Origin of the sequence: Pauljensenia sp. 20925_1_34, from assembly GCF_041432775.1 — a bacterium.
Lineage (GTDB): Bacteria > Actinomycetota > Actinomycetes > Actinomycetales > Actinomycetaceae > Pauljensenia.
In genome coordinates this window covers 1-20,150 of sequence record NZ_JAPWAG010000030.1, presented here as the reverse complement: position 1 = coordinate 20,150, position 20,150 = coordinate 1, and the positions used below count along the sequence as shown (strand labels likewise).

The following is a 20,150-nucleotide window of genomic DNA, read 5'->3' as shown; positions in this document are numbered from 1 at the left end:
ACGCTGAAAGACGTGGGAGGATTAACGCATGACTGACACCCCACGCGCCGATCTGACCAAGGATCCCACCGAAGTTGCGTCGATGTTCGACTCCGTCGCGACGCGGTACGACATGATGGACACGCTGATGACGGGCGGTTTCAACCACGTGTGGATGACCGCCCTGCGCAAGGCGGTCGCGCCCCACCCCGGCGAACGCATTCTCGACCTGGCCGCCGGCACCGGCGCGTCGTCGGTCGCCCTGGCCAAGGGTGGCGCCGAGGTCGTCGCCTGCGACCTGTCCGAAGGCATGATCGAGGTGGGCCGCGAGCGCCACCCCGAGATCGAGTTCGTGCACGGCAATGCGATGGACCTGGACTTCGAGGACGGCTCCTTCGACGCGGTCACCATCTCGTGGGGCCTGCGCAATATTCCCGACCCGGCTCTGGCGCTGCGCGAGATGGCGCGCGTCGTGCGTCCGCGCGGCCGCCTCGTGATCCTGGAGTTCTCCACCCCGCCGTCGCGTGCCTTCCGCGGCTTGTACTCGGCCTACCAGAAGACGGTTATGCCGACGATGGCCCGCCTGGCGTCCACGAACGACGGAGCGTACGACTACCTGGTCGAGTCGATCCGCCAGTGGCCGGCCCAGGAGGAGATCGCTCGCATGGTCGCCGCGAACGGCTGGAGTGAGGTCGAGTACCGCAATCTCACCGGCGGTATCGCCTGCATGCACCGCGCGGTCAAGCCGCTGCCGTGATTTTTCACTGACGAGGCCGGGGTCCCTACGCGGGGTCCCGGCCTTTGTCGTGGGCGGGTTGGGTGAGCGGGAGCGGCGTCCGTGAGCGTTCGCGGACGGCGAGGCCGCGGCGGGCATTTACAACAAAGAAATGTTGCGCAAATGTTGGGTGAGAGCGCGGCCATCCATGGCCTCGTTGCCCGAAAATGCGCGGAAAACTTCTGTGCCCGGCGAGGTGAGGGTGACCTAGCTAGGCTGGCGGGCGGAATGAGGTGATGTGCACACCTCGTCCGCCTTGCACACTGGCGCGGATGCACCCGCGCGCCCACATGACGGAGGAATGCCGTGGCATCCACTATGCCTAGCGACATGAGCGCTGACGTTGTCGTCGTCGGCGCGGGCCCGGGCGGGTCCTCCACCGCCTACCACCTGGCCAGGGCTGGCCTCGATGTCGTCCTCCTGGAGAAAAGCCCGTTCCCGCGCGACAAAATCTGCGGCGATGGGCTCACCCCGGCTGCCGTCCACGAGCTCATTGCGATGGGCGTGGACACCACCGGCTGGATGCGAAACCGCGGCCTGACCGTCATCGGCGGCGGCCACACCGTCCACATGGACTGGCCCGACCAGAAGTCCCTGCCCGGCTACGGCATGACCCGCGCGCGCATGGACCTCGATCACGCCCTCGCCAAGCGCGCCGTCGAGGCCGGGGCTCGCCTCTACGAAGGCGTGACCGTCACGGGTGCCCTCCAGGACGGCTCCGGCCGCGTCGTCGGCGTGACGGCTAAGAGCGGGCGCGGCAAGAACGCGACGACGTTCGAGGTCCGGGCCTCCATCACCGTCGACGCCGGGGGAGTGGCCGCGCGCCTCGCGACCAGCCTCGGCCTCGAAAAGAAGATGAACCGCCCGATGGGCGTGGCCGCCCGCGCCTACTTCCACAGCCCCCGCGGCGACGAGGAGTGGATGGAATCCCACCTCGAACTGTGGAGCGGCACCCCCGGTGCCTCCGACCTGCTGCCCGGCTACGGCTGGATCTTCCCCATGGGCGAGGGCATCGTCAACGTCGGCCTCGGCTCCGTCGCCTCGCGCGCCGGCGCCACGAACCTGCCCTACCGCGAGGTCTTCAAGGCCTGGACCGCGAACCTGCCCGAAGAATGGGGCTTCACCCCCGACAACCAGATCGGTCAGCTTCGCTCCGCCGCCCTGCCCATGAGCTTCAACCGCAAGCCTCACTACACCCAGGGCCTCGTCCTCGTCGGCGACGCCGGCGGCATGGTCTCCCCCTACAACGGTGAAGGCATCGCCCCGGCCATGAAGGCCGGGCGTTACGCGGCCTCGTGCATCGCGCAGGCCCGCTCCCGCTCGCACCGCGCCGGCATCGACCGCGCCATGAGCGAATACCCCCACATGCTCCGCGACGAATACGGCGGCTACTACCAGCTCGGCCGCATCTTCGTCGCGCTCATCGAAAACCCGACGATCATGCGCACCTGCACGAACGTCGGGCTGCCCATTCCGCGCCTCATGACGCTCGTCCACAAACTCCTGTCGGACGGGTACGAGAGGAGCGGGGGCGACTTCGACGACCAACTCATCACCATGCTGACCAAGGTGGTGCGACCCGCATGACCACCACCATCGATAACCGGGAGGAACGATGACGAATCCCTACGTGCCGCTGCTCATCATGTCGGCAGCTGCCCTCGTCCTAGCCTTCGGAGGCCTGGTCGCCTCCGCGATCCTGGGCCCCACCAAGAAGTCCACAACCAAGGCCGATAACTACGAGTGTGGCATCCAGCCGACCAGCGCCCACCTCACCGAGGGTCGCTTCCCGGTGCGCTACTACCTGGTCGCGATGACCTTCATCATCTTCGACATTGAAGTTGTGTTCATGTACCCGTGGGCCGTCAGCTTCAACCAGCTGGGCCTGTTTGGGCTGGTCGTCATGATGAGCTTCCTGGTCACCCTGTGCGTCCCCTACGCCTACGAATGGCGACGCGGCGGCCTGGACTACTAATAGAGAAGTAAGGATAGACAAGTGGGACTTGAAGAATCCCTGCCCGCGGGCATCGCGCTGACCAGCGTCGAAAAAGTCCTCGGGCTCGCACGCAAGTACAGCCAGTGGCCCGTCACCATGGGCCTGGCGTGCTGCGCCATCGAGATGATGGCCGCCGGCACCCCCCGATTCGACATGGCGCGCTTCGGCCTCGAGGTCTTCCGTGCTTCGCCGCGTCACTCCGACATGATGATCGTCTCCGGCCGCGTCTCCCACAAGATGGCCCCGATTATCCGCCGCGTCTACGACTCGATGCCCGAACCCAAGTGGGTCATCTCCATGGGCGCATGCGCGTCCTCCGGCGGCGTGTTCAACAACTACGCCGTCGTCCAGGGCTGCGACCACATCGTCCCCGTCGACGTCTACCTGCCTGGCTGCCCGCCGCGCCCCGAGGCCCTCATCCACGCGGTCCTCGTCCTGCGCGAGCAGATCGGCAAGGAACCCCTCGGCGTGCACCGCCGCGAAATCGCCCGAGCCGCCGAGAAGGCCGCCCTCGAGGCGACGCCCACCCACCAGATGAAGGGACTCCTCGCATGAGTGACGTGTCCATCCCCGAAGGCAGCGCGTCGGCTGAGGCCACCCAGGCCTCGTCCCAGCGCGGCTTCGCCCTGCCCGAGCCGATCGCCCACCGCGAGGGCCTCTTCGGCGCCGGCACCGACTCCTCCACCTCCGGTTTCTCTGGCCTGGTCTCCGATTCCTTCCTGCCCGGCGAGGCCTCCCGCCCCTACGGCTCCTGGTTCGACCAGGTCGTTGATGTCCTCGAAGAGCTCATCGTCGCCGACGGCCTGGCGGTCGCCGACGTCATCGAGAAGGTCACCATCGACCGCGGTCAGCTCGGCATCTTCATCGCCCGCGAGCACATCGCGCGCGTCGCCAAGTACCTGCGCGACGACCCGGACCTGCGCTTCGAGCTGTGCCTGGGCACCAACGGCGCGCACTACCCCCTCGACAAGGGCCGCGAGCTGCACGCCATCTACCCCCTGTACTCGATCACGCACAACCGCATGATCCGCCTCGAGGTCACGTGCCCCGACGAGGACCCCCGCATCCCCTCCATCGTCTCCGTCTACCCCGGAAACGACTGGCAGGAGCGCGAAACCTGGGACCTCATCGGCATCGTCTTTACCGGGCACCCCTCGCTCACGCGCACCGCGATGCCCGACGACTGGATCGGACACCCCCAGCGCAAGGACTACCCGCTGGGCGGCATCCCCGTCGAATTCAAGGGAGCCGTCACTGCCTCCGCCGACGTTCGTAGGAGTGTGAACTGATGACCACCGCCTTCCACGCGCCCGCCGGCGCGACCGACCTGCCCATCGAGGACATCCCCGAGGTCCTCACCCAGGGCGGCGACTGGGACGACGTCCTGCACGAGATCGAGGCCATCACCTCCGAGCGCATCGTCGTCAACCTGGGCCCGGTTCACCCCGCGACCCACGGCGTTCTGCGCCTCATCCTCGAGCTTGACGGCGAAAAGGTCCGCGAGACCCGCATCGACACCGGCTACCTGCACACCGGCATCGAGAAGAACATGGAGTACCGTACGTGGACCCAGGGCGTCGCATACTGCACGCGCATGGACTACGTCGCCCCCTTCTTCCAGGAGGCCGCCTACTGCCTCGGCGTCGAGAAACTCCTCGGCATCGAAGAGGACATCCCTGAGCGCGCGTCCCTCATCCGCATCCTCATGATGGAGCTGTGCCGCATCGCCTCGCACCTGGTCGCCATCGGCTCGACCGGTAACGAAATGGGCGCCACGACGATCATGACGATCGGCTTCCGCGCCCGCGAGGAAATCCTGCGCATCTTCGAGCGCATCTCCGGCCTGCGCATGAACCACGAGTACATCCGCCCCGGCGGCGTCGTCCAGGACATCGGCGAGGGCACCACGGATTACATTCGCGACCGCCTGCGCCGGGCCCGCAAGGACATCGGCGAGCTCCAGGACATCCTCGTGGAGAACCCGATCTTCAAGAAGCGCCTGTGCGACGTGGCCGTCATGCCGCTGAGTGGCCTCATGGCCCTGGGCTCGACCGGCCCCGGCGTGCGCGCCGCCGGCCTGCCCCTGGACCTGCGCAAGAGCCAGCCCTACTGCGGCTACGAGAACTTCGAATTCGACGTTCCCACCCGCGATAAGTCGGACGTGTACAACCGCACGATGGTCCGCTTCGACGAGTGCTACGAGTCGTTGCGCATCATCTGGCAGGTGCTCGCCAAGCTCGACCAGTGCGAGGGCGCGCCCACGATGGTCGCTGACCCGGAGATCGGCTGGCCCGCGCGCCTGTCGGTCGCCACCGACGGCCAGGGCAACTCCTTCGAGCACGTCCGCGAGATCATGGGGGAGTCCATGGAGTCCCTCATCCACCACTTCAAGCTCGTCACCGAGGGCTTCCACGTGCCCGCCGGCCAGGTCTACCAGACCGTCGAGCACGCGAAGGGCGTCCTGGGCGTCCACCTCGTCTCCGACGGCGGGACGCGCCCCTTCCGCGCGCACTTCCGCGACCCCTCCTTCGCCAACCTGCAAGCGCTGGCCATGATGACCGAAGGCGGCCAGCTGGCCGACGTGGTCGTCGCACTGGCCGCTATCGACCCCGTTCTCGGAGGCGTTGACCGATGAGCTACACACCCGACACCTTGGCACGCCTGCAGGCGGACGCCGCGCAGATCATCGCCCGCTACCCGGACGGTCACTCGCGCTCCGGCCTGCTGCCGATGCTGCACCTGATCCAGTCCGTCGACGGCTACGTCAGCCCGGACGGCATCGACTTCATCTCCGCGACGCTGGACCTGCCTCGCGCAGAGATCAGCGCCGTCGCGACCTTCTACACGCAGTACAAGCGTCACCCCACCGGTGAGTACCTGGTGGGCGTGTGTACGAACGCGCTGTGCGCCGTCATGGGCGGAGACGAGATCTGGGACAAGGTCTCCGAGAAGGTCGGCGTCGGTAGCGACGAGACCAGCGAAGACGGCAAGATCACGCTCGAGCGCATCGAGTGCAACGCGGCGTGCGACTACGCGCCCGTCGTCATGGTCAACTGGGAATTCTTCGACAACCAGAGCCCCGAGTCGGCGCTGGCGATGATCGAGGACATCCAGGCCGGCCGCGACATCCACCCGACGCGCGGGCCGATCGTGGCCCCCACGTTCAAGGAGAACGAGCGCGTCCTGGCCGGCTTCCTGGACGGCCACGAAAACGAAGGCCCCTCCGCTGGCCCCTCGACCCTCCTGGGCCGCGAGATCGCCGCGAAGAACGGCTGGACCGAGCCGGTGGCTGACAAGGCCGCCGACCAGGCCCCCACGAAGGCCACGAAGGCATCCACGAAGGCCTCGAATAAGAAGGGAGTGAAGGCGAAGTGAGCACCGCATACGTGACGCCCGGGCCGCTGACCCCGATCCTCACCAACGGGTGGGGAGAGGAGCGTTCCTGGACGCTGGACTCCTACCGGTCCCGCGGCGGCTACAAGGGCCTCGACAAGGCCCGCACCATGGAGCCCGCGGACATCGTGCAGGCCGTCAAGGATTCCGGTCTGCGAGGCCGTGGTGGCGCAGGCTTCCCCTCTGGCCTCAAGTGGTCCTTCCTGCCCCCGGCCGACGGCGGCCCCCGCTACCTCGTGGTGAACGCCGACGAATCCGAGCCGGGCACCTGCAAGGACATCCCGCTCATCATGGGCAACCCCCACGTCCTCATTGAGGGCATCGCGATCACGTCGCGCGCCATCGGCTGTGACCACGCGTTCGTCTACCTGCGCGGCGAGGTCACCCACGTGTACCGCCGCCTGCTGGAGGCCGTACGCGAGGCGACCGAGGCCGGCGTGCTCGGCGACCTGCGCATCACCGCCCACGCGGGCGCCGGCGCCTACATCTGCGGTGAGGAGACGGCCCTGCTGGACTCCCTCGAGGGACGCCGAGGCCACCCGCGCCTCAAGCCCCCCTTCCCCGCGGTCGCCGGCCTGTACGCGCGCCCCACGGTGGTCAACAACGTGGAGACCATCGCTCAAGTGGCGGGTATCTTCCGCAACTCGCCCGAGTGGTTCGCCTCGATGGGCACCGAAAAGTCCAAGGGACACGGCATCTTCTCCGTGTCGGGCCACGTGACCAACCCCGGCCAGTTCGAGGCCCCCTTCGGCATCACGATGCGCGAGCTCATCGAGATGGCGGGCGGTATCCGCAACGGCCACAAGCTGAAGTTCTGGACCCCCGGCGGTTCCTCCACCCCGATCTTCACCGAAGACGAGCTGGACACCCCCCTCGACTACGAGTCCGTGGGTGCGGCCGGTTCGATGCTGGGTACGCGAGCCCTGCAGGTGTTCGACGAGACCGTCTCGGTCGTCCGCGTCATCACCCGCTGGTCCGAGTTCTACCAGCACGAGTCCTGCGGTAAGTGCACGCCCTGTCGCGAAGGCACCTACTGGATGAAGCAAATTATGCTGCGCCTCGAGCGAGGCGAGGGTCGCCCCGGCGACGTCGACCTGCTCGACGAGATCGCACACAACATTGCGGGCCGCAGCTTCTGCCCGCTCGGCGACGCCGCAGCAACCCCGATCATGGCGGGCATCAAGCGCTTCCGCGACGAGTTCGAGGCCGGTCTCACCACGCCCGCCCGCGAGCTTTTCCCCTACGAGGCGTCCGCTAACTACGCGCGAGGAGGTGGCCGATGAGCGACGCGCCCAACATGATCGACGTCACCATCGACGACGTTCAGGTTTCTGTCCCCCAGGGCACGCTCGTGATCCGCGCGGCCGAGCAGGCCGGCATTCGGATCCCGCGTTTCTGTGACCACCCGCTGCTGGCCCCGGTGGCCGCGTGCCGCCAGTGCCTGGTTGAGGTCGGCATGCCCGACCGCAACACGGGCGAGCTTCGCTTCATGCCCAAGCCCCAGCCCTCGTGCGCGCAGACCGTCACCCCGGGCATGGTCGTCAAGACCCAGCACACCTCCGAGGTGGCCCAGCGCGCCCAGCACGGCGTCATGGAGTTCCTGCTCATTAACCACCCGTTGGACTGCCCGGTGTGCGACAAGGGCGGCGAGTGCCCCCTGCAGAACCAGGCGATGACGGATGGCCGCGGCAAGTCCCGCTTCACGGACGCCAAGCGCACCTTTAAGAAGCCGCTGCGCCTGACCTCCCAGATCCTGCTGGATCGCGAGCGCTGCATCCTGTGCCAGCGCTGCGTGCGCTTCGGCAAGGAGATCTCCGGCGACGTGTTCATGGACCTGCAGGGCCGAGGCGGTGGCACGGCTCCCACGGAGCACCACTACTTCATGGGCGAGCAGGTCGGCGGATTCGACTCGACCACCCTGGACTTCTTCGACCCCAAGGCCAAGGAGGCCTCGACCTCGTCCCTGTCGTCCCCGTTTGGCACGGACGCGATCGTCGGTTCGATTAACGAGGGTGAGCTCTCCGTCGCCGAGCGCGACGTGTCGGGCCGCGCCTTCGCGTCCTACTTCTCGGGCAACATCATCCAGATCTGCCCGGTCGGCGCCCTGACCGCCGCGTCCTACCGCTTCCGCGCGCGTCCCTTCGACCTCGTGTCGACTGCGTCCGTGACCGAGCATGACGCGTCGGGCTCCGCGATCCGCCAGGACATTCGTCGCGGCGAGGTCGTGCGTCGCATGAGCGGCAACGACCCCGAGGTCAACGAAGAGTGGATCACCGACAAGGATCGCTTCGCGTTCGAGTGGGACAAGGTTGATCGCCTGACCTACCCGCTCGTGCGTGAGGGCGGCGAGCTGGTTCCCACCTCCTGGTCCGACGCGCTTGACCGCGTCCGCGAGGGCCTCGAGCAGGCGGGTTCGTCCGTGGGCTTCCTGCCCGGCGGCCACCTCACCTTCGAGGACGCCTGGGCATGGTCGAAGTTCGCGCGCACCGTCGTCGGCTCCGATTCGATCGACTTCCGCTCGCGCCCCTCCTCGGAGGAAGAGCGCTCCTTCCTGGCGTCCCACGTGGCCGGCTCCGGCCTGGAGACGACGTACAAGGACCTGGAGAGCGCCGGGCAGGTGCTGCTGGTCGCCCTCGAGCCCGAGGACGAGTGCGGCGCCATGTTCCTGCGCCTGCGTAAGGCCACCCGCAAGTCCGGCCTGAAGGTCGCCACGGTCGCGCCCTTCACCTCCGCCGGTTCGCGCAAGATGAAGGCTCGCGTCCTGCACGCGGCCCCCGGCGCCGAGCCCGGCGTCGTCGACGCGATCGCCGCTGGCGGCGCTTACGCCGACCTGGCTGAGGCTCTCTCCGGTGGCATCGTCCTCGTGGGTGAGCGCGCGGCCCGGGTCCCCGGCCTGCTCTCCGCAGTCGTCGCTCTGGCCGAGCGCACGGGCGCCCGCCTCGCGTGGGTCCCGCGCCGCGCCGGCGACCGCGCCGCCATCGAGGCCGGCCTCCTCCCGGGCCTGGCTCCCTTCGGCCGCACCATTGACGAGGCCGGGGCCGCCGACCTTGGGTGGGGCGAGCTGCCCGAGCGCGGCCTTGACGCCGAGCAGATGATCGAGGCAGCCGCCGCGGGCGAGCTCAAGGCCCTGGTCGTCGGTGGTGTCGACGTGCGCGACTTCGACGATCCGGGTGCCGTTCGCGCCGCCCTGGACGAGGTTCCCTTCCTGGTCTCCCTCGAGGTTCGGGCCTCGGAGATCACCGACCGCGCGGACGTCGTCCTGCCGGTGGCCCCCGCCGTTGAAAAGAACGGCACGTTCATCAACTGGGAGGGCCGCCTGCGGCCCTTCGGCCAGGCCCGCTCTGCGACCTCCCTGACCGACCGCGACGTGCTCGTGCGCCTGACCGAGGAATTCGACGACGATCTGGGCATCACCGCCCTGGCCGACCTGTACGCCGAGGTCAACCCCCTCATGGAGTGGGACGGCACCCCGCAGGCCTTCACCCCGGCCTCGGCCCACGCCCCGGTCGCCGCGGGCAAGGGAGAGGTCCTGCTGGCCTCCCACAAGCCCATGATCGACGCCGGTCGCCTCCAGGACGGCGCCCCGTGGCTGGCCGGTTCGGCCCGCCGCCCCGTCCTCCTGGCCTCGGCCGCGACGCTGGCAGCCGCCGGCATCACCCCCGGCGCCGACGCGACGCTCGAGACCGAGCGCGGCACGCTCACCCTGCCGGCCGCCATCGCGGACCTGCCCGACTCCGTCGCGTGGGTTCCCGAGTGCTCCACCGGCTCCGTTATTCACGACAACCTCGGCGGTGTCGGCACCGTCGCGACCCTGCGCGCCACGCAGGAGGTGGCACGATGACACTCGCTCCCTTCGCAGTCCCGGAGTACACCGCCGCGGACTTCAGCCAGGAAACCTGGTGGCTCAGCCTCATCAAGGCCGTGTTCATCATCGTCTTCCTGATCGCCAACGTGCTCCTGGCCCTGTGGGTCGAGCGCCGAGGCCTGGGCCGCATGCAGACGCGTCCCGGCCCGAACGTCGCCGGCCCCCTCGGCCTGTTCCAGGCGTTCGCCGACGCCGGCAAGCTCCTCTTCAAGGAGGACATGTGGACCCGCCGGGCCGAGAGGTTCCTGTACTTCCTGGCCCCCGCGATCGCAGCGTTCGCAGCGTTTAGCGTCTACGCGGTCATCCCCATGGGTCCGAACGTGAAGATTGGCAACATCTCCACGCCGATGCAGCTGGCCGACATGCCCGTCGCCTCCCTGTACATCCTCGCGATCGCGTCGCTGGGTCTGTACGGCATCGTCCTGGGTGGCTGGTCGACTCGCTCGACCCTGCCGCTGTACGGCGCCGTGCGTTCCTCCGCGCAGGTCATCTCCTACGAACTGGCCATGGGCCTGTCCCTCGTGAGCGTGTTCCTCATGTCGGGCTCCATGTCCACCTCGCAGATCGTCGCAGCCCAGGGGCAGTTCTGGTGGGCATTCACGCTGTTCCCGGCGTTCGTCATCTACTGCATCAGCGCCGTCGGTGAAGTCAACCGTCTTCCCTTCGACCTCCCCGAGGCCGAAGGCGAGATCGTCGCCGGCCACATGACCGAGTACTCGTCGATGAAGTTCGGCTGGTACTACCTGTCCGAGTACGTCAACATGCTCAACGTCTCGGCCGTGGCCACCACGATGTTCTTCGGCGGCTGGCACGCCCCGTGGCCGCTCTCCCACGTCGAGTTCCTCAACTCCGGCTGGTGGGGCCTGCTGTGGTTCTTCCTGAAGATCTGGTTCTTCATGTTCCTGATGATCTGGACGCGCGCCACGCTGCTGCGCTTCCGCTACGACCAGTTCATGAACCTCGGTTGGAAGCGCCTCATGCCCATCGCGCTCGGCTGGCTCGTCCTCGTCGCCCTGGTGCGCGGCATCACCCAGTTCGTTCAGCTTCCCAACCACGTTCTCTTCGGAGGCGTCGGCGGCCTGTTCCTGATCGCCCTGGTGATCATCTGGCTGACCGACAAGCCCGAACCCGAGCCGGTTGCCGCCTCCGAACGTGAATACACCGGCTTCGAAGACGGCTTCCCCGTCCCGCCGCTGCCCGGACAAACACCCGTCGCCAGCCCGCGCGCCACCGCCACCATTGAGGGCACACTGGCCACGGCCTCGGCACTTGAGAGCCCGAAGGAGGCCACCGATGAGTGAGAAGACCACCGACGAGGAAATGCTCTTCGAGCATGACCCCAAGGGTGCGTTCGCCCAGTTCGTCGCACCCATGGCCGGCTACGGAGTCACCATGGCTTCCTTCTTCCGGCCCACCGTCACCGAGCAGTACCCGCGCGAACCAGCGCGCGTCATGCCCCGGTTCCACGGACGCCACCAGCTCAACCGCTACGACGACGGCCTGGAAAAGTGCGTCGGCTGCGAGCTGTGCGCCTGGGCGTGCCCCGCGGACGCGATCTTCGTCGAGGCCGCGTCCAACACCCCCGACGAGCAGTACTCGGCGGGCGAACGCTACGGGCGCGTCTACCAGGTCAACTACCTGCGCTGCATCTTCTGCGGCATGTGCATCGAGGCGTGCCCCACGCGCGCCCTGACGATGACGAACGACTTCGAAATCGCCAAGTACACCCGCGAGGACGACATCTACGAGAAGGGAGACCTGCTGGTCCCCCTCTCCGACGGCATGCTCGCAACGCCCCACCCCATGGTCGAGGGCAAGAACGACATCGACTACTACCGCGGGGACGTCACCGGCCCCACCGCCGCCCAGGTCGACTGGGTGGCGAGCCGCCGCCCCGACGACCCGTCCCTCAAGACGGTACGAGTCTCCGAGGAGGCACACTGATGAACCTGTCCAACGGTTGGCCCATGATGGGGTCAACGGGAGAGATCATCCTCTTCGTATGCACGGCTATCTTCATGGTCGGCTGCGCCCTGGGTGTCCTCTTCTTCAAGAAGGCCGCGCACTCGGTCATCTGCATGGTCGGCGTCATGCTCGGCCTGGCAGTCCTGTACATCGCGAACAACGCGCCCTTCCTGGGTGTCGCGCAGATCGTCGTGTACACCGGCGCGATCATGATGCTGTTCCTCTTCGTCATCATGCTCATCGGCATCGGCACCTCCGACGACTACGCCCGCCAGCGCCGCGGCGCGATCGTCGCGGCGGTCCTGGGTGGCCTCGGCCTGATCGTCATCCTCACGACGGCGATCATGAAGTCCGTGCCCGCCACCTACGCCCCCAGCGAGGTCAACCCTTACTCCGACCAGCCCGTCACCGACCTGGCAATCACGCTGTTCCAGGAGCACTGGCTGAGTATGGAACTCGCGGGCGGCCTGCTCATCACCGCCGCCGTCGGCGCGATGCTGCTGACCCACTCCGACCGCCTCGGCCCGAAGGTTAACCAGGAGCAGACGGCCCGCACCAAGATGCGCGCATTCGCCGAGAAGGGCGCTCGCATCGGCCAGCTGCCCGCCCCCGGCGTCTACGCCCAGTCGAACGCGGCCGACGTTCCCGCCCTGTCGGGCGAGACCCTGGCCCCCGTCGAGGAGTCCGTGCCCCGCGTGCTGCGCGTGCGCGGCCTGGCCCGCACGATCAGCGAGGTCACCCCCGAGGTCTCCGAGCAGCTCGCCCTCGCGCGCGCCGGTGCCTCCGAGGCCGACGAGTCGCCCTACACCATCGGGCGCACGCCCGACGTTCCACGCTCCGGCTCCTTCGGGATGCCCGGCGCCGCCGCGCCCACCGGACTGGCCCAGCCTCGGGCCCGCAAGGCGCGCACCACCACCCCCACTGAGAAGAAGGAGGAGAGCAAGTGAGCCTCGCCTGGTACCTCATCCTCGCGGGTGTGCTGTTCGCCATCGGAGCGACCACGGTCCTCGTGCGCCGCAGCGCGGTCATCGCGCTCATGGGTGTCGAAATGATGCTCAACGCCGCGAACCTCGTCCTCGTGACGTTCTCGCGCATCAATTCCAACGTCGACGGAGAGATCATGGCGTTCTTCGTCATGGTCGTGGCGGCCGCTGAAGTCGTCGTCGGCCTGTCGATCATCGTGTCCATCTATCGTTCGCGCTCGACCACGAGCATGGACGATCTCAACCTGCTGAAGAACTGAGGGAGGACGTAACTCATGACCACCTTCATCTCCCCGCAGGCTCTCACCGTCCACGACACGGTTGCTGCCACCGGAGTCGCCGCCTACGCGTGGCTGCTCATCCTCATCCCCCTGGCCAGCGCAGGCCTGCTCCTGCTGCTGGGCCGTACCTCGGACAAGTGGGGCCACCTGCTGGCGACCCTCGCGTCCTGGTCGACTTTCGTGGTTGGCGCGCTGATCGCCGCCCAGATGTGGAACGCCCCCGTGGAGGCGCGCCGCTTCGGCCAGACGCTGTTCACGTGGATCCCCGCCGGTGACTTCACCGTCGACTTCGGTCTCCTCGTGGACCCGCTGTCCATCACGTTCGTCATCCTGGTGACCTTCGTCGGTTCGCTCATCCACGTGTACGCGATCGCCTACATGGAGCACGACGAGGCCCGCCGCCGTTTCTTCGCCTACCTGAACTTCTTCATCGCGGCGATGCTGACCCTGGTCCTCGCGGACTCCTACGCCGGCCTCTTCGCCGGTTGGGAAGGCGTGGGCCTGGCGTCCTACCTGCTGATCGGCTTCTGGAACCACGTGCCCGCCTACGCGGTCGCAGCCAAGAAGGCCTTCGTCATGAACCGTGTCGGCGACATGGGCATGCTGATCGCCATGATGGCGATGGTCGCCTCCTTCCACTCGGTGTCCTTCTCCGTCGTCTCTTCCCAGGTCGAGTCGATCCCCGCGGCATCCGCGACGGTCATCGGATTCTTCCTGCTGGTTGCCGCCTGTGGTAAGTCCGCGCAGTTCCCGCTGCAGGCGTGGCTGGGTGACGCCATGGCTGGCCCGACCCCCGTCTCCGCGCTCATCCACGCGGCCACGATGGTCACCGCCGGCGTCTACCTGATCGTCCGCTCCGGCGACGTCTTCATGGCCGCCCCCATCGCGGCGACCGCCGTCGCCATCATCGGCGCGATCACGCTCCTCTTCGGCGCGATCGTCGGTTGCGCCAAGGACGACATGAAGAAGGTCCTCGCCGCCTCCACCATGAGCCAGATCGGCTACATGATGCTGGGTGCGGGCCTGGGCCCCATCGGCTGGGCGTTCTCGATCTTCCACCTCTTCACCCACGGCTTCTTCAAGGCCCTCATGTTCCTCGGCGCCGGTTCCGTCATGCACGGCATGGGCGACCAGGTGAACATGCGTCGCTTCGGCGCCCTGCGCGGCGCCATGAAGGTCACGTGGCTGACGTTCATGATGGGCTGGCTTGCCATCCTCGGCGTTCCGCCGTTCTCCGGCTACTGGTCGAAGGACAAGATCATCGAGGCCGCCTTCAGTGCCGACAGCTTCGGTGGCACCACGGCCCTGTGGGCCGGCTGGGTCTACGGCCCCGTCGCGATGATCGGCGCGGGCGTGACCGCGTTCTACATGTCGCGCCTGTTCTTCATGACCTTCCACGGCAAGGACCGCTGGACCACCGAAGCGGAAGGCGCCCCGGTGCACCCGCATGAGTCCGGCCCGCTCATGACGATCCCGATGATCATCCTCGCCATCGGCGCGGTTGTCCTCGGCGGCGCCCTCTCCGTGGGGAACACCTTCACCGACTGGCTGGTCCCCTCGATCGGCCACGTCATGCACGGCGAGCCCGTCATGAACGAATACGTCATTCAGGGAGCCACCCTCGCCCTCGTCATCATCGGCGCGCTCATCGCGTGGATGAAGTACGGCCGCGACGAGGTCCCCACCGCCGTCCCGGCAGGCAACGCCCTGACCGAGGCCGCGCGCCGCGACCTCTACCAGGACACCGTCAACGAGACCCTGTTCATGATGCCCGCCAAGGGCCTCGTCACCGTCGCAACCGTCGGCGATGCGAGCGCCATCGACGGAGCTTTGAACGGCCTCGGCGCCGGATCCCAGCTGCTCGGACGACTCGTCGGCGTCACCCAGAACGGCCTCGTGCGCTCGTACGCCGCCTACATCCTGGGAGGCGTCATCCTCTCCCTGGTCATCGTCTTCGGATTCTGGCTGTAAGGGGTACACGACAATGGAAAGTGCAATGGTTGTTACTAACTTCCCGTGGCTGACCGTCCTCGTGGCCCTGCCGGCCGCGGGCGCGGCCCTCCTCGGCTTCGTCCCGGCCCTGCGCCGCTCCGCCGGGCGCCTGATCGCCCTGGCGGTCGCCCTGGTCGAGCTGGCCATCGGCATCTACGCGGCGGCCACCCGCTTCGACTGGGCCGCCCCGGCCTCGTACCAGCTCTACGAGTCCCGCACCTGGATCCCCCAGATCGGCGTCACCTGGTCGGTCGCCGTGACCGCCCTCGGCCTCGTCATGATCCTCCTGGCCCTCGCGCTCGTGCCGATCGTGCTCGTCGCAGGCTGGGACGAGAACGAGGACCGCGGCGCGTACCCCGCGCTGGTGCTCGCGCTCGAGGCCTTCATGGTCCTGATCTTCGCGGCCTTCGACCTGGCGGTCTTCTACGTCGCCTTCGAGGCCATGCTGATCCCGCTGTACTTCATGATCGGGCGCTACGGCGTCGGCGATGAGGAAGCGCGTCACAAGGCCGCGATGAAGTTCCTGTTGTACTCGCTGTTCGGCGGCCTCGTGATGCTCGGTGGCGTCATCTACATCTGGGCGCTCGGCTCGGCCGCGCAGACCGACATGACGGCCTTCTTCCGCATGGACATGCTGGCCGCGATGCTGCCGAACCTGGCAGTGCCCGTCCAGATGGTCGTCTTCGTGACCTTCATCGTCGCCTTCGCGATCAAGGCCCCCATGGTCCCCGTCCACACGTGGCTGCCCGACACGGCCGCCACCGCTCGCCCCGGCACCTCCGTGCTGCTGGTCGGCGTGCTGGACAAGATCGGCACCTTCGGCATGATCACGATGTGCCTGCAGCTCACGCCCGGCGCGGCTTCCTCCGCGAAGTGGGTCATGTGCGTCCTCGCCGTCATCTCCATCCTGTGGGGCGGCCTGTCCGCCAACGGCCAGAACGACATCATGCGCCTCGTGTCCTACACCTCCGTGTCGCACTTCGGCTTCATGGTCCTGGGCATCTTCATCGGATCGCAGATCGCGCTGGTCGGCGCCATGTTCTACATGGTCGCCCACGGCGTCTCCATCGCCGCGATGTTCCTGCTGTCGGGCTGGCTGAGCGCCCGCGGCGGCACCCAGGACATGCGCGAGTACGTCGGCATGCAGCGCGTGACCCCGGTCCTGGCGGGCCTGTGGCTCATGTCGGGCCTCGCCTCGATCGCCCTGCCCGGCCTGTCCGGCTTCGTCCCCGAGTACCTGGTGCTCATGGGCACCTGGACGGTCTCCGGTCCGCTGGCGCTCTTCGCGGTGCTCGGCGTCGTTATCGCCGCCCTCTACGTGCTCATGCCCTACCAGCGCGTCTTCACGGGCGCGCCGGGCAAGGGCAAGGAAGACCTGGCTGACCTCGGGGCGCGAGAACGCTGCGTCATGACGCCCCTCGTGGTCGCGATGCTCGTCCTTGGTATCTGGTCGGCGCCCCTCGTGAGCGCCCTGACCCCGGTTGCTCAAGACCTCGGCCTGACTCACTCCCAGGTCGGCGCCACCGCTGAAGGGAGCGCACAGTGAACGTCCTACCCATGGCTAACTTCCAGGCCCCCGAGGTTCAGTGGATGAGCCTCGCGCCCATCCTCATCGTGCTCGGCGGCGCGGTCCTCGGCATCCTCGTCGAGGCCTTCGCCCCCGCCAAGGCTCGCCGTCCCATGGTGATCGGCCTGTCGATCCTGGCGACGTCCGGAGCGGCCGCCGTGCTCGGCCTGCGGTGGGTGCCCGTGCTCGAGGCCCCGGCCTCGCTCGGCGAATACATCGAGGACCCGCTGACGATCGCCGCTCAGTCGGTCCTCATGATCATCGGATTCATGGCCGTCTTGGTCATGGCCGACCGCACGTCCGTCGGCGACGGCGCGTTCGCGGGCCAGCCCTCCGACCGCCCCGACTCGGCTGCCGAGGAGCTCACGGATCGCAAGGGCTACCAGCGCTCCGAGATGTTCCCGCTGACCCTGTTCTCGCTGGGCGGCATGATGATCTTCCCGGCCGCGGATAACTTCGTGACCCTCTTCGTGGCCCTCGAGGTCATGTCGCTGCCGCTGTACATCATGGCCGCGACCGCGCGTCACCGCCGTCAGCTGTCCTACGAGTCCGCGCTTAAGTACTTCGTGCTCGGCGCCTTCTCCTCGGGCTTCATGCTGATGGGTTCGGCGTTCCTCTTCGGCTTCGCCAACTCGCTGCGCATCTCCGCAGTGGGCGCCGCGATCGCGCGTGGCACCAACATGGACTGGATGGTCCTCATTGGCGTCTTCTGCGTCATGGTGGGCCTCCTGTTCAAGGTGGGCGCCGCGCCCTTCCACGCGTGGACCCCCGACGTCTACACGGGCGCCCCGACCCCGGTGACCGGCTTCATGGCCGCCGCCGTCAAGGTCGCAGCCTTCGGTGCGATGATCCGCTTCTACACGGCCGTCGCCGCGTACATGCAGTGGGATCTCCTGTACATCTTCGCCGGCGTCGCCGTGCTGACGATCCTCGTCGGTACCTTCGCGGGCCTCGTGCAGGACAACGTCAAGCGCATGCTGGCATACTCCTCGATCGCGCACGCGGGCTTCATCCTCATGGGCATCCTCGCTCTCCAGAAGGGCGGCACGGGCCATGTGTTGTTCTACACGCTGGGTTACGGCCTGGCCACGGTCGGCGCCTTCGGCGTGGTTGCGCTCGTGCGCGGCCGTGACGCTGAGGGCAACGTGCTGGGCGAGGCCCCGAGCCTGTCCAAGTGGGCGGGCATCGGCCGCACCAACCCGTGGATCGCGGGCTCCATGCTGGTGTTCCTGCTGTCGTTCGCGGGTATCCCGCTGACCGGCGGTTTCATCGGGAAGTTCGTCGTTTTCTCGGATGCGATCAAGGGCGGCGTCGGCTGGCTTGCGATCGTTGGCCTGGTGGCCTCGGCGATTACGGCGTTCTACTACTTCCGCCTCGTGCGCGTCATGTTCTTCACCGAACCCGGTGAGGATGCTGTCGTGGTGAAGTCGGAGGGCCTGTCGGCTCTGGCCATCGTCGTGTGCGCGGCGGGGACCATCGCCCTTGGCGTGTTCCCGGGTCCCGTGTTGAGCGTGCTTGAAAAGATCGTCATACTGATTCCGTGAGCGCTCAAACACCCGATCTTCATGTTCCCGACCTCGAGTCCCGTATCACCCCGGGGCTCGAGGTCGTCGAGCGTCGTTTGCTCGACGCCGTCTCATCCTCGCGTGACCTGACGGACGAGCTGACGCGTCACCTGGCCGTCGCCGGCGGCAAGCGGATGCGTCCGCTGCTGACCCTCGTGTGCGCCCAGCTTGGTGATCCCGAGCGCGCGCTGGGCGACCCGGTCATCACGGCTGCCGCCGCCGTCGAGCTGACGCACCTGGCGTCCCTCTACCACGACGACGTCATGGACTCCGCGCCGACGCGTCGCGGTGTGCCCTCGGCACAGCACTTGTGGGGTAACAACCGCGCGATCCTCGCCGGCGACATCCTGTTCGCCCGCGCGTCGCTGCTGGTTGCCTCGCTGGGCCCCGAGATTGTCGCCCACCACGCCCGCACGTTTGAGCGCCTGTGCGAGGGGCAGCTCAACGAGACTTTCGGGCCGACGTCCGGCACCGATCGCGTTGACTTCTACCTGCAGGTCCTGGCCGACAAGACCGGTTCGCTGGTTTCCACGGCCGCCTCTTTCGGCGCGCTCCTGTCCGGCGCGGGCCAGCTGGTCGCCGACGTCGTGTCCGAGTTCGGCGAGAAGGTGGGCGTGGCCTTCCAGATCGCCGACGACGTGCTGGACCTGGCCTCGTCGGGCGAGCAGTCGGGTAAGACCCCCGGCACCGACCTGCGTGAGGGCGTCGATACCCTGCCCGTGCTCCTGCTGCGCCGCCGCGAAGCCGCCGGCATGATCGACGAGGCCGGGGCTCAGATCCTGCGAGACCTGACCGGCGACCTGTCCTCCGACGAGGCCTTGGCCTCGGTCGTGGAGCGCCTGCGCGCCCACGACGTGCTCGAGGAGACGCGCGAGCTTGCGCGTACCTGGGCGCGCGACGCGGTTGCGGCTCTGTCCGCGCTGCCCAAGGGCGAGCCGAAGACCGCGCTCGAGGCGTTCGCCAACCTGATGGTCGATCGCCTGGTCTGAATCCTTCACGAGGCCGGGGTCGGCGCGCTTGTCTGCGCGGCTGGCCCCGGCCTCGCTGTATGTGCGCAGCTCGCGGAGGGGTGTGGGCGGCTGCGGCGTGGGCCGCGTGGTTCGGGGAGTGGCGCGCCCGGTGGACCACGGTGCCGATGTGGGGCTGGAGGACATGTTGTGGTACCCGGGCGCGTCCCGCTGTTGGATGGCATGTTCGGCCCGATGGGTGGATACCTGGGCCCTTGGATGCGCACGTTAACCCTATGGGTGGAGCGTGGGCGGGGGTGCCCATGCTCCACGTGTCGGGTCCAGCTGCGCATGAAAGGGTTAGTGCGACCACCTGTCGGGCCCAGGTGTGAAGTCCTGGGTTTTGTGGAGTGGTGTTCAGGCCGCTTCTGGGCGTGTTGTTGTGATGTGGCTGCGGCGGGCCTGGGGTGGTCTTGTCGTGCCTGCGTTCACTGCCCGCTTCCGCGTTTGTGGTTGTTGTTTGGGGCGCTGCACCCGATCTGCAGGCATTGCACCTTTTCTGATCGGGTGCGTTGCTCCTGATCGGGTGTCGAGCCCCGTAACGGGTGTCGTGCTTGCTTGCTCGCGACTAGCTCGGTGCCTGCGTGACGCTGGGAGGTGCTAGCTACGGCGATTCGTAGCGTGATGCGTGGCCAGCACCGCACTTATTCTTGTAGCTGAGTGGTGTTACACCACTACGAAGGACACAACTTCGGGTTGGTGCTCAAACCGTCGTCCACTTCGGTGAGAACTGGTGAAAATGGGCTGTTGTAGCCGAGGTGGACTGCACTGTGGGCAAGTGG

At 67.6% G+C, this 20,150-nt stretch carries 17 protein-coding genes; all 17 read left to right on the top strand.

Annotated elements, in window-relative coordinates:
• Positions 1 to 28 precede the first annotated feature (28 nt).
• The 17 genes from O3669_RS09455 to O3669_RS09375 all read left to right on the top strand — a co-directional run bounded on the left by O3669_RS09455 (position 29) and on the right by O3669_RS09375 (position 19,350).
• A complete protein-coding gene (locus tag O3669_RS09455; protein WP_371524494.1) occupies positions 29 to 736 on the top strand; it encodes a class I SAM-dependent methyltransferase in 708 nt (235 codons plus the stop codon).
• A gap of 336 nt (positions 737 to 1,072) precedes the next feature.
• Positions 1,073 to 2,341 carry a geranylgeranyl reductase family protein gene (locus O3669_RS09450; RefSeq protein WP_371524499.1) on the top strand — a complete coding sequence of 423 codons (1,269 nt, stop codon included), beginning with the start codon at positions 1,073 to 1,075 and terminating at the stop codon, positions 2,339 to 2,341.
• Positions 2,342 to 2,369: 28 nt separating this feature from the next.
• Entirely contained in the window at positions 2,370 to 2,729 is a 360-nt protein-coding gene (locus O3669_RS09445) for an NADH-quinone oxidoreductase subunit A (RefSeq protein ID WP_009055563.1), read from the top strand.
• A 21-nt stretch (positions 2,730 to 2,750) separates the two neighbouring features.
• On the top strand, positions 2,751 to 3,305 hold the full coding sequence (locus O3669_RS09440) for an NADH-quinone oxidoreductase subunit B (RefSeq protein ID WP_073982686.1): 555 nt from the start codon (positions 2,751 to 2,753) through the stop codon (positions 3,303 to 3,305).
• Positions 3,302 to 4,039: an NADH-quinone oxidoreductase subunit C gene (locus O3669_RS09435; protein ID WP_371524493.1), complete on the top strand. Its 738-nt coding sequence runs from the start codon at positions 3,302 to 3,304 to the stop codon at positions 4,037 to 4,039. Before O3669_RS09440 ends, O3669_RS09435 begins: the two co-directional genes overlap by 4 nt.
• Positions 4,039 to 5,385, top strand: coding sequence for an NADH-quinone oxidoreductase subunit D (locus O3669_RS09430; protein ID WP_371524492.1), 1,347 nt, complete (start codon positions 4,039 to 4,041; stop codon positions 5,383 to 5,385). The genes O3669_RS09435 and O3669_RS09430 overlap by 1 nt, the downstream gene beginning before the upstream one ends.
• Positions 5,382 to 6,125 (top strand): NADH-quinone oxidoreductase subunit NuoE, encoded by a 744-nt coding sequence (gene nuoE / locus O3669_RS09425; RefSeq protein ID WP_371524491.1) that lies wholly within the window; start codon positions 5,382 to 5,384, stop codon positions 6,123 to 6,125. Before O3669_RS09430 ends, nuoE begins: the two co-directional genes overlap by 4 nt.
• Positions 6,122 to 7,426, top strand: coding sequence for an NADH-quinone oxidoreductase subunit NuoF (nuoF, locus tag O3669_RS09420; protein WP_371524490.1), 1,305 nt, complete (start codon positions 6,122 to 6,124; stop codon positions 7,424 to 7,426). The genes nuoE and nuoF overlap by 4 nt, the downstream gene beginning before the upstream one ends.
• Positions 7,423 to 9,984, top strand: coding sequence for an NADH-quinone oxidoreductase subunit G (locus tag O3669_RS09415; RefSeq protein WP_371524489.1), 2,562 nt, complete (start codon positions 7,423 to 7,425; stop codon positions 9,982 to 9,984). Before nuoF ends, O3669_RS09415 begins: the two co-directional genes overlap by 4 nt.
• A complete protein-coding gene (gene nuoH, locus O3669_RS09410) occupies positions 9,981 to 11,309 on the top strand; it encodes an NADH-quinone oxidoreductase subunit NuoH (protein WP_371524488.1) in 1,329 nt (442 codons plus the stop codon). Before O3669_RS09415 ends, nuoH begins: the two co-directional genes overlap by 4 nt.
• A complete protein-coding gene (nuoI, locus tag O3669_RS09405; RefSeq protein ID WP_295966999.1) occupies positions 11,302 to 11,952 on the top strand; it encodes an NADH-quinone oxidoreductase subunit NuoI in 651 nt (216 codons plus the stop codon). The genes nuoH and nuoI overlap by 8 nt, the downstream gene beginning before the upstream one ends.
• Complete coding sequence (locus O3669_RS09400; RefSeq protein WP_371524486.1) at positions 11,952 to 12,920, top strand: NADH-quinone oxidoreductase subunit J; 969 nt, start codon at positions 11,952 to 11,954, stop codon at positions 12,918 to 12,920. The genes nuoI and O3669_RS09400 overlap by 1 nt, the downstream gene beginning before the upstream one ends.
• Positions 12,917 to 13,216 (top strand): NADH-quinone oxidoreductase subunit NuoK, encoded by a 300-nt coding sequence (gene nuoK / locus O3669_RS09395; RefSeq protein ID WP_007587627.1) that lies wholly within the window; start codon positions 12,917 to 12,919, stop codon positions 13,214 to 13,216. Before O3669_RS09400 ends, nuoK begins: the two co-directional genes overlap by 4 nt.
• Positions 13,217 to 13,231: 15 nt before the next feature.
• Positions 13,232 to 15,208 carry an NADH-quinone oxidoreductase subunit L gene (gene nuoL / locus O3669_RS09390; RefSeq protein WP_371524485.1) on the top strand — a complete coding sequence of 659 codons (1,977 nt, stop codon included), beginning with the start codon at positions 13,232 to 13,234 and terminating at the stop codon, positions 15,206 to 15,208.
• A 25-nt stretch (positions 15,209 to 15,233) separates the two neighbouring features.
• Positions 15,234 to 16,775: a NuoM family protein gene (locus O3669_RS09385; RefSeq protein ID WP_371524484.1), complete on the top strand. Its 1,542-nt coding sequence runs from the start codon at positions 15,234 to 15,236 to the stop codon at positions 16,773 to 16,775.
• Between the two features lie 11 nt (positions 16,776 to 16,786).
• Complete coding sequence (gene nuoN / locus O3669_RS09380; RefSeq protein WP_371524498.1) at positions 16,787 to 18,340, top strand: NADH-quinone oxidoreductase subunit NuoN; 1,554 nt, start codon at positions 16,787 to 16,789, stop codon at positions 18,338 to 18,340.
• Positions 18,337 to 19,350 carry a polyprenyl synthetase family protein gene (locus O3669_RS09375; RefSeq protein ID WP_295919291.1) on the top strand — a complete coding sequence of 338 codons (1,014 nt, stop codon included), beginning with the start codon at positions 18,337 to 18,339 and terminating at the stop codon, positions 19,348 to 19,350. The genes nuoN and O3669_RS09375 overlap by 4 nt, the downstream gene beginning before the upstream one ends.
• Positions 19,351 to 20,150 lie beyond the last annotated feature (800 nt).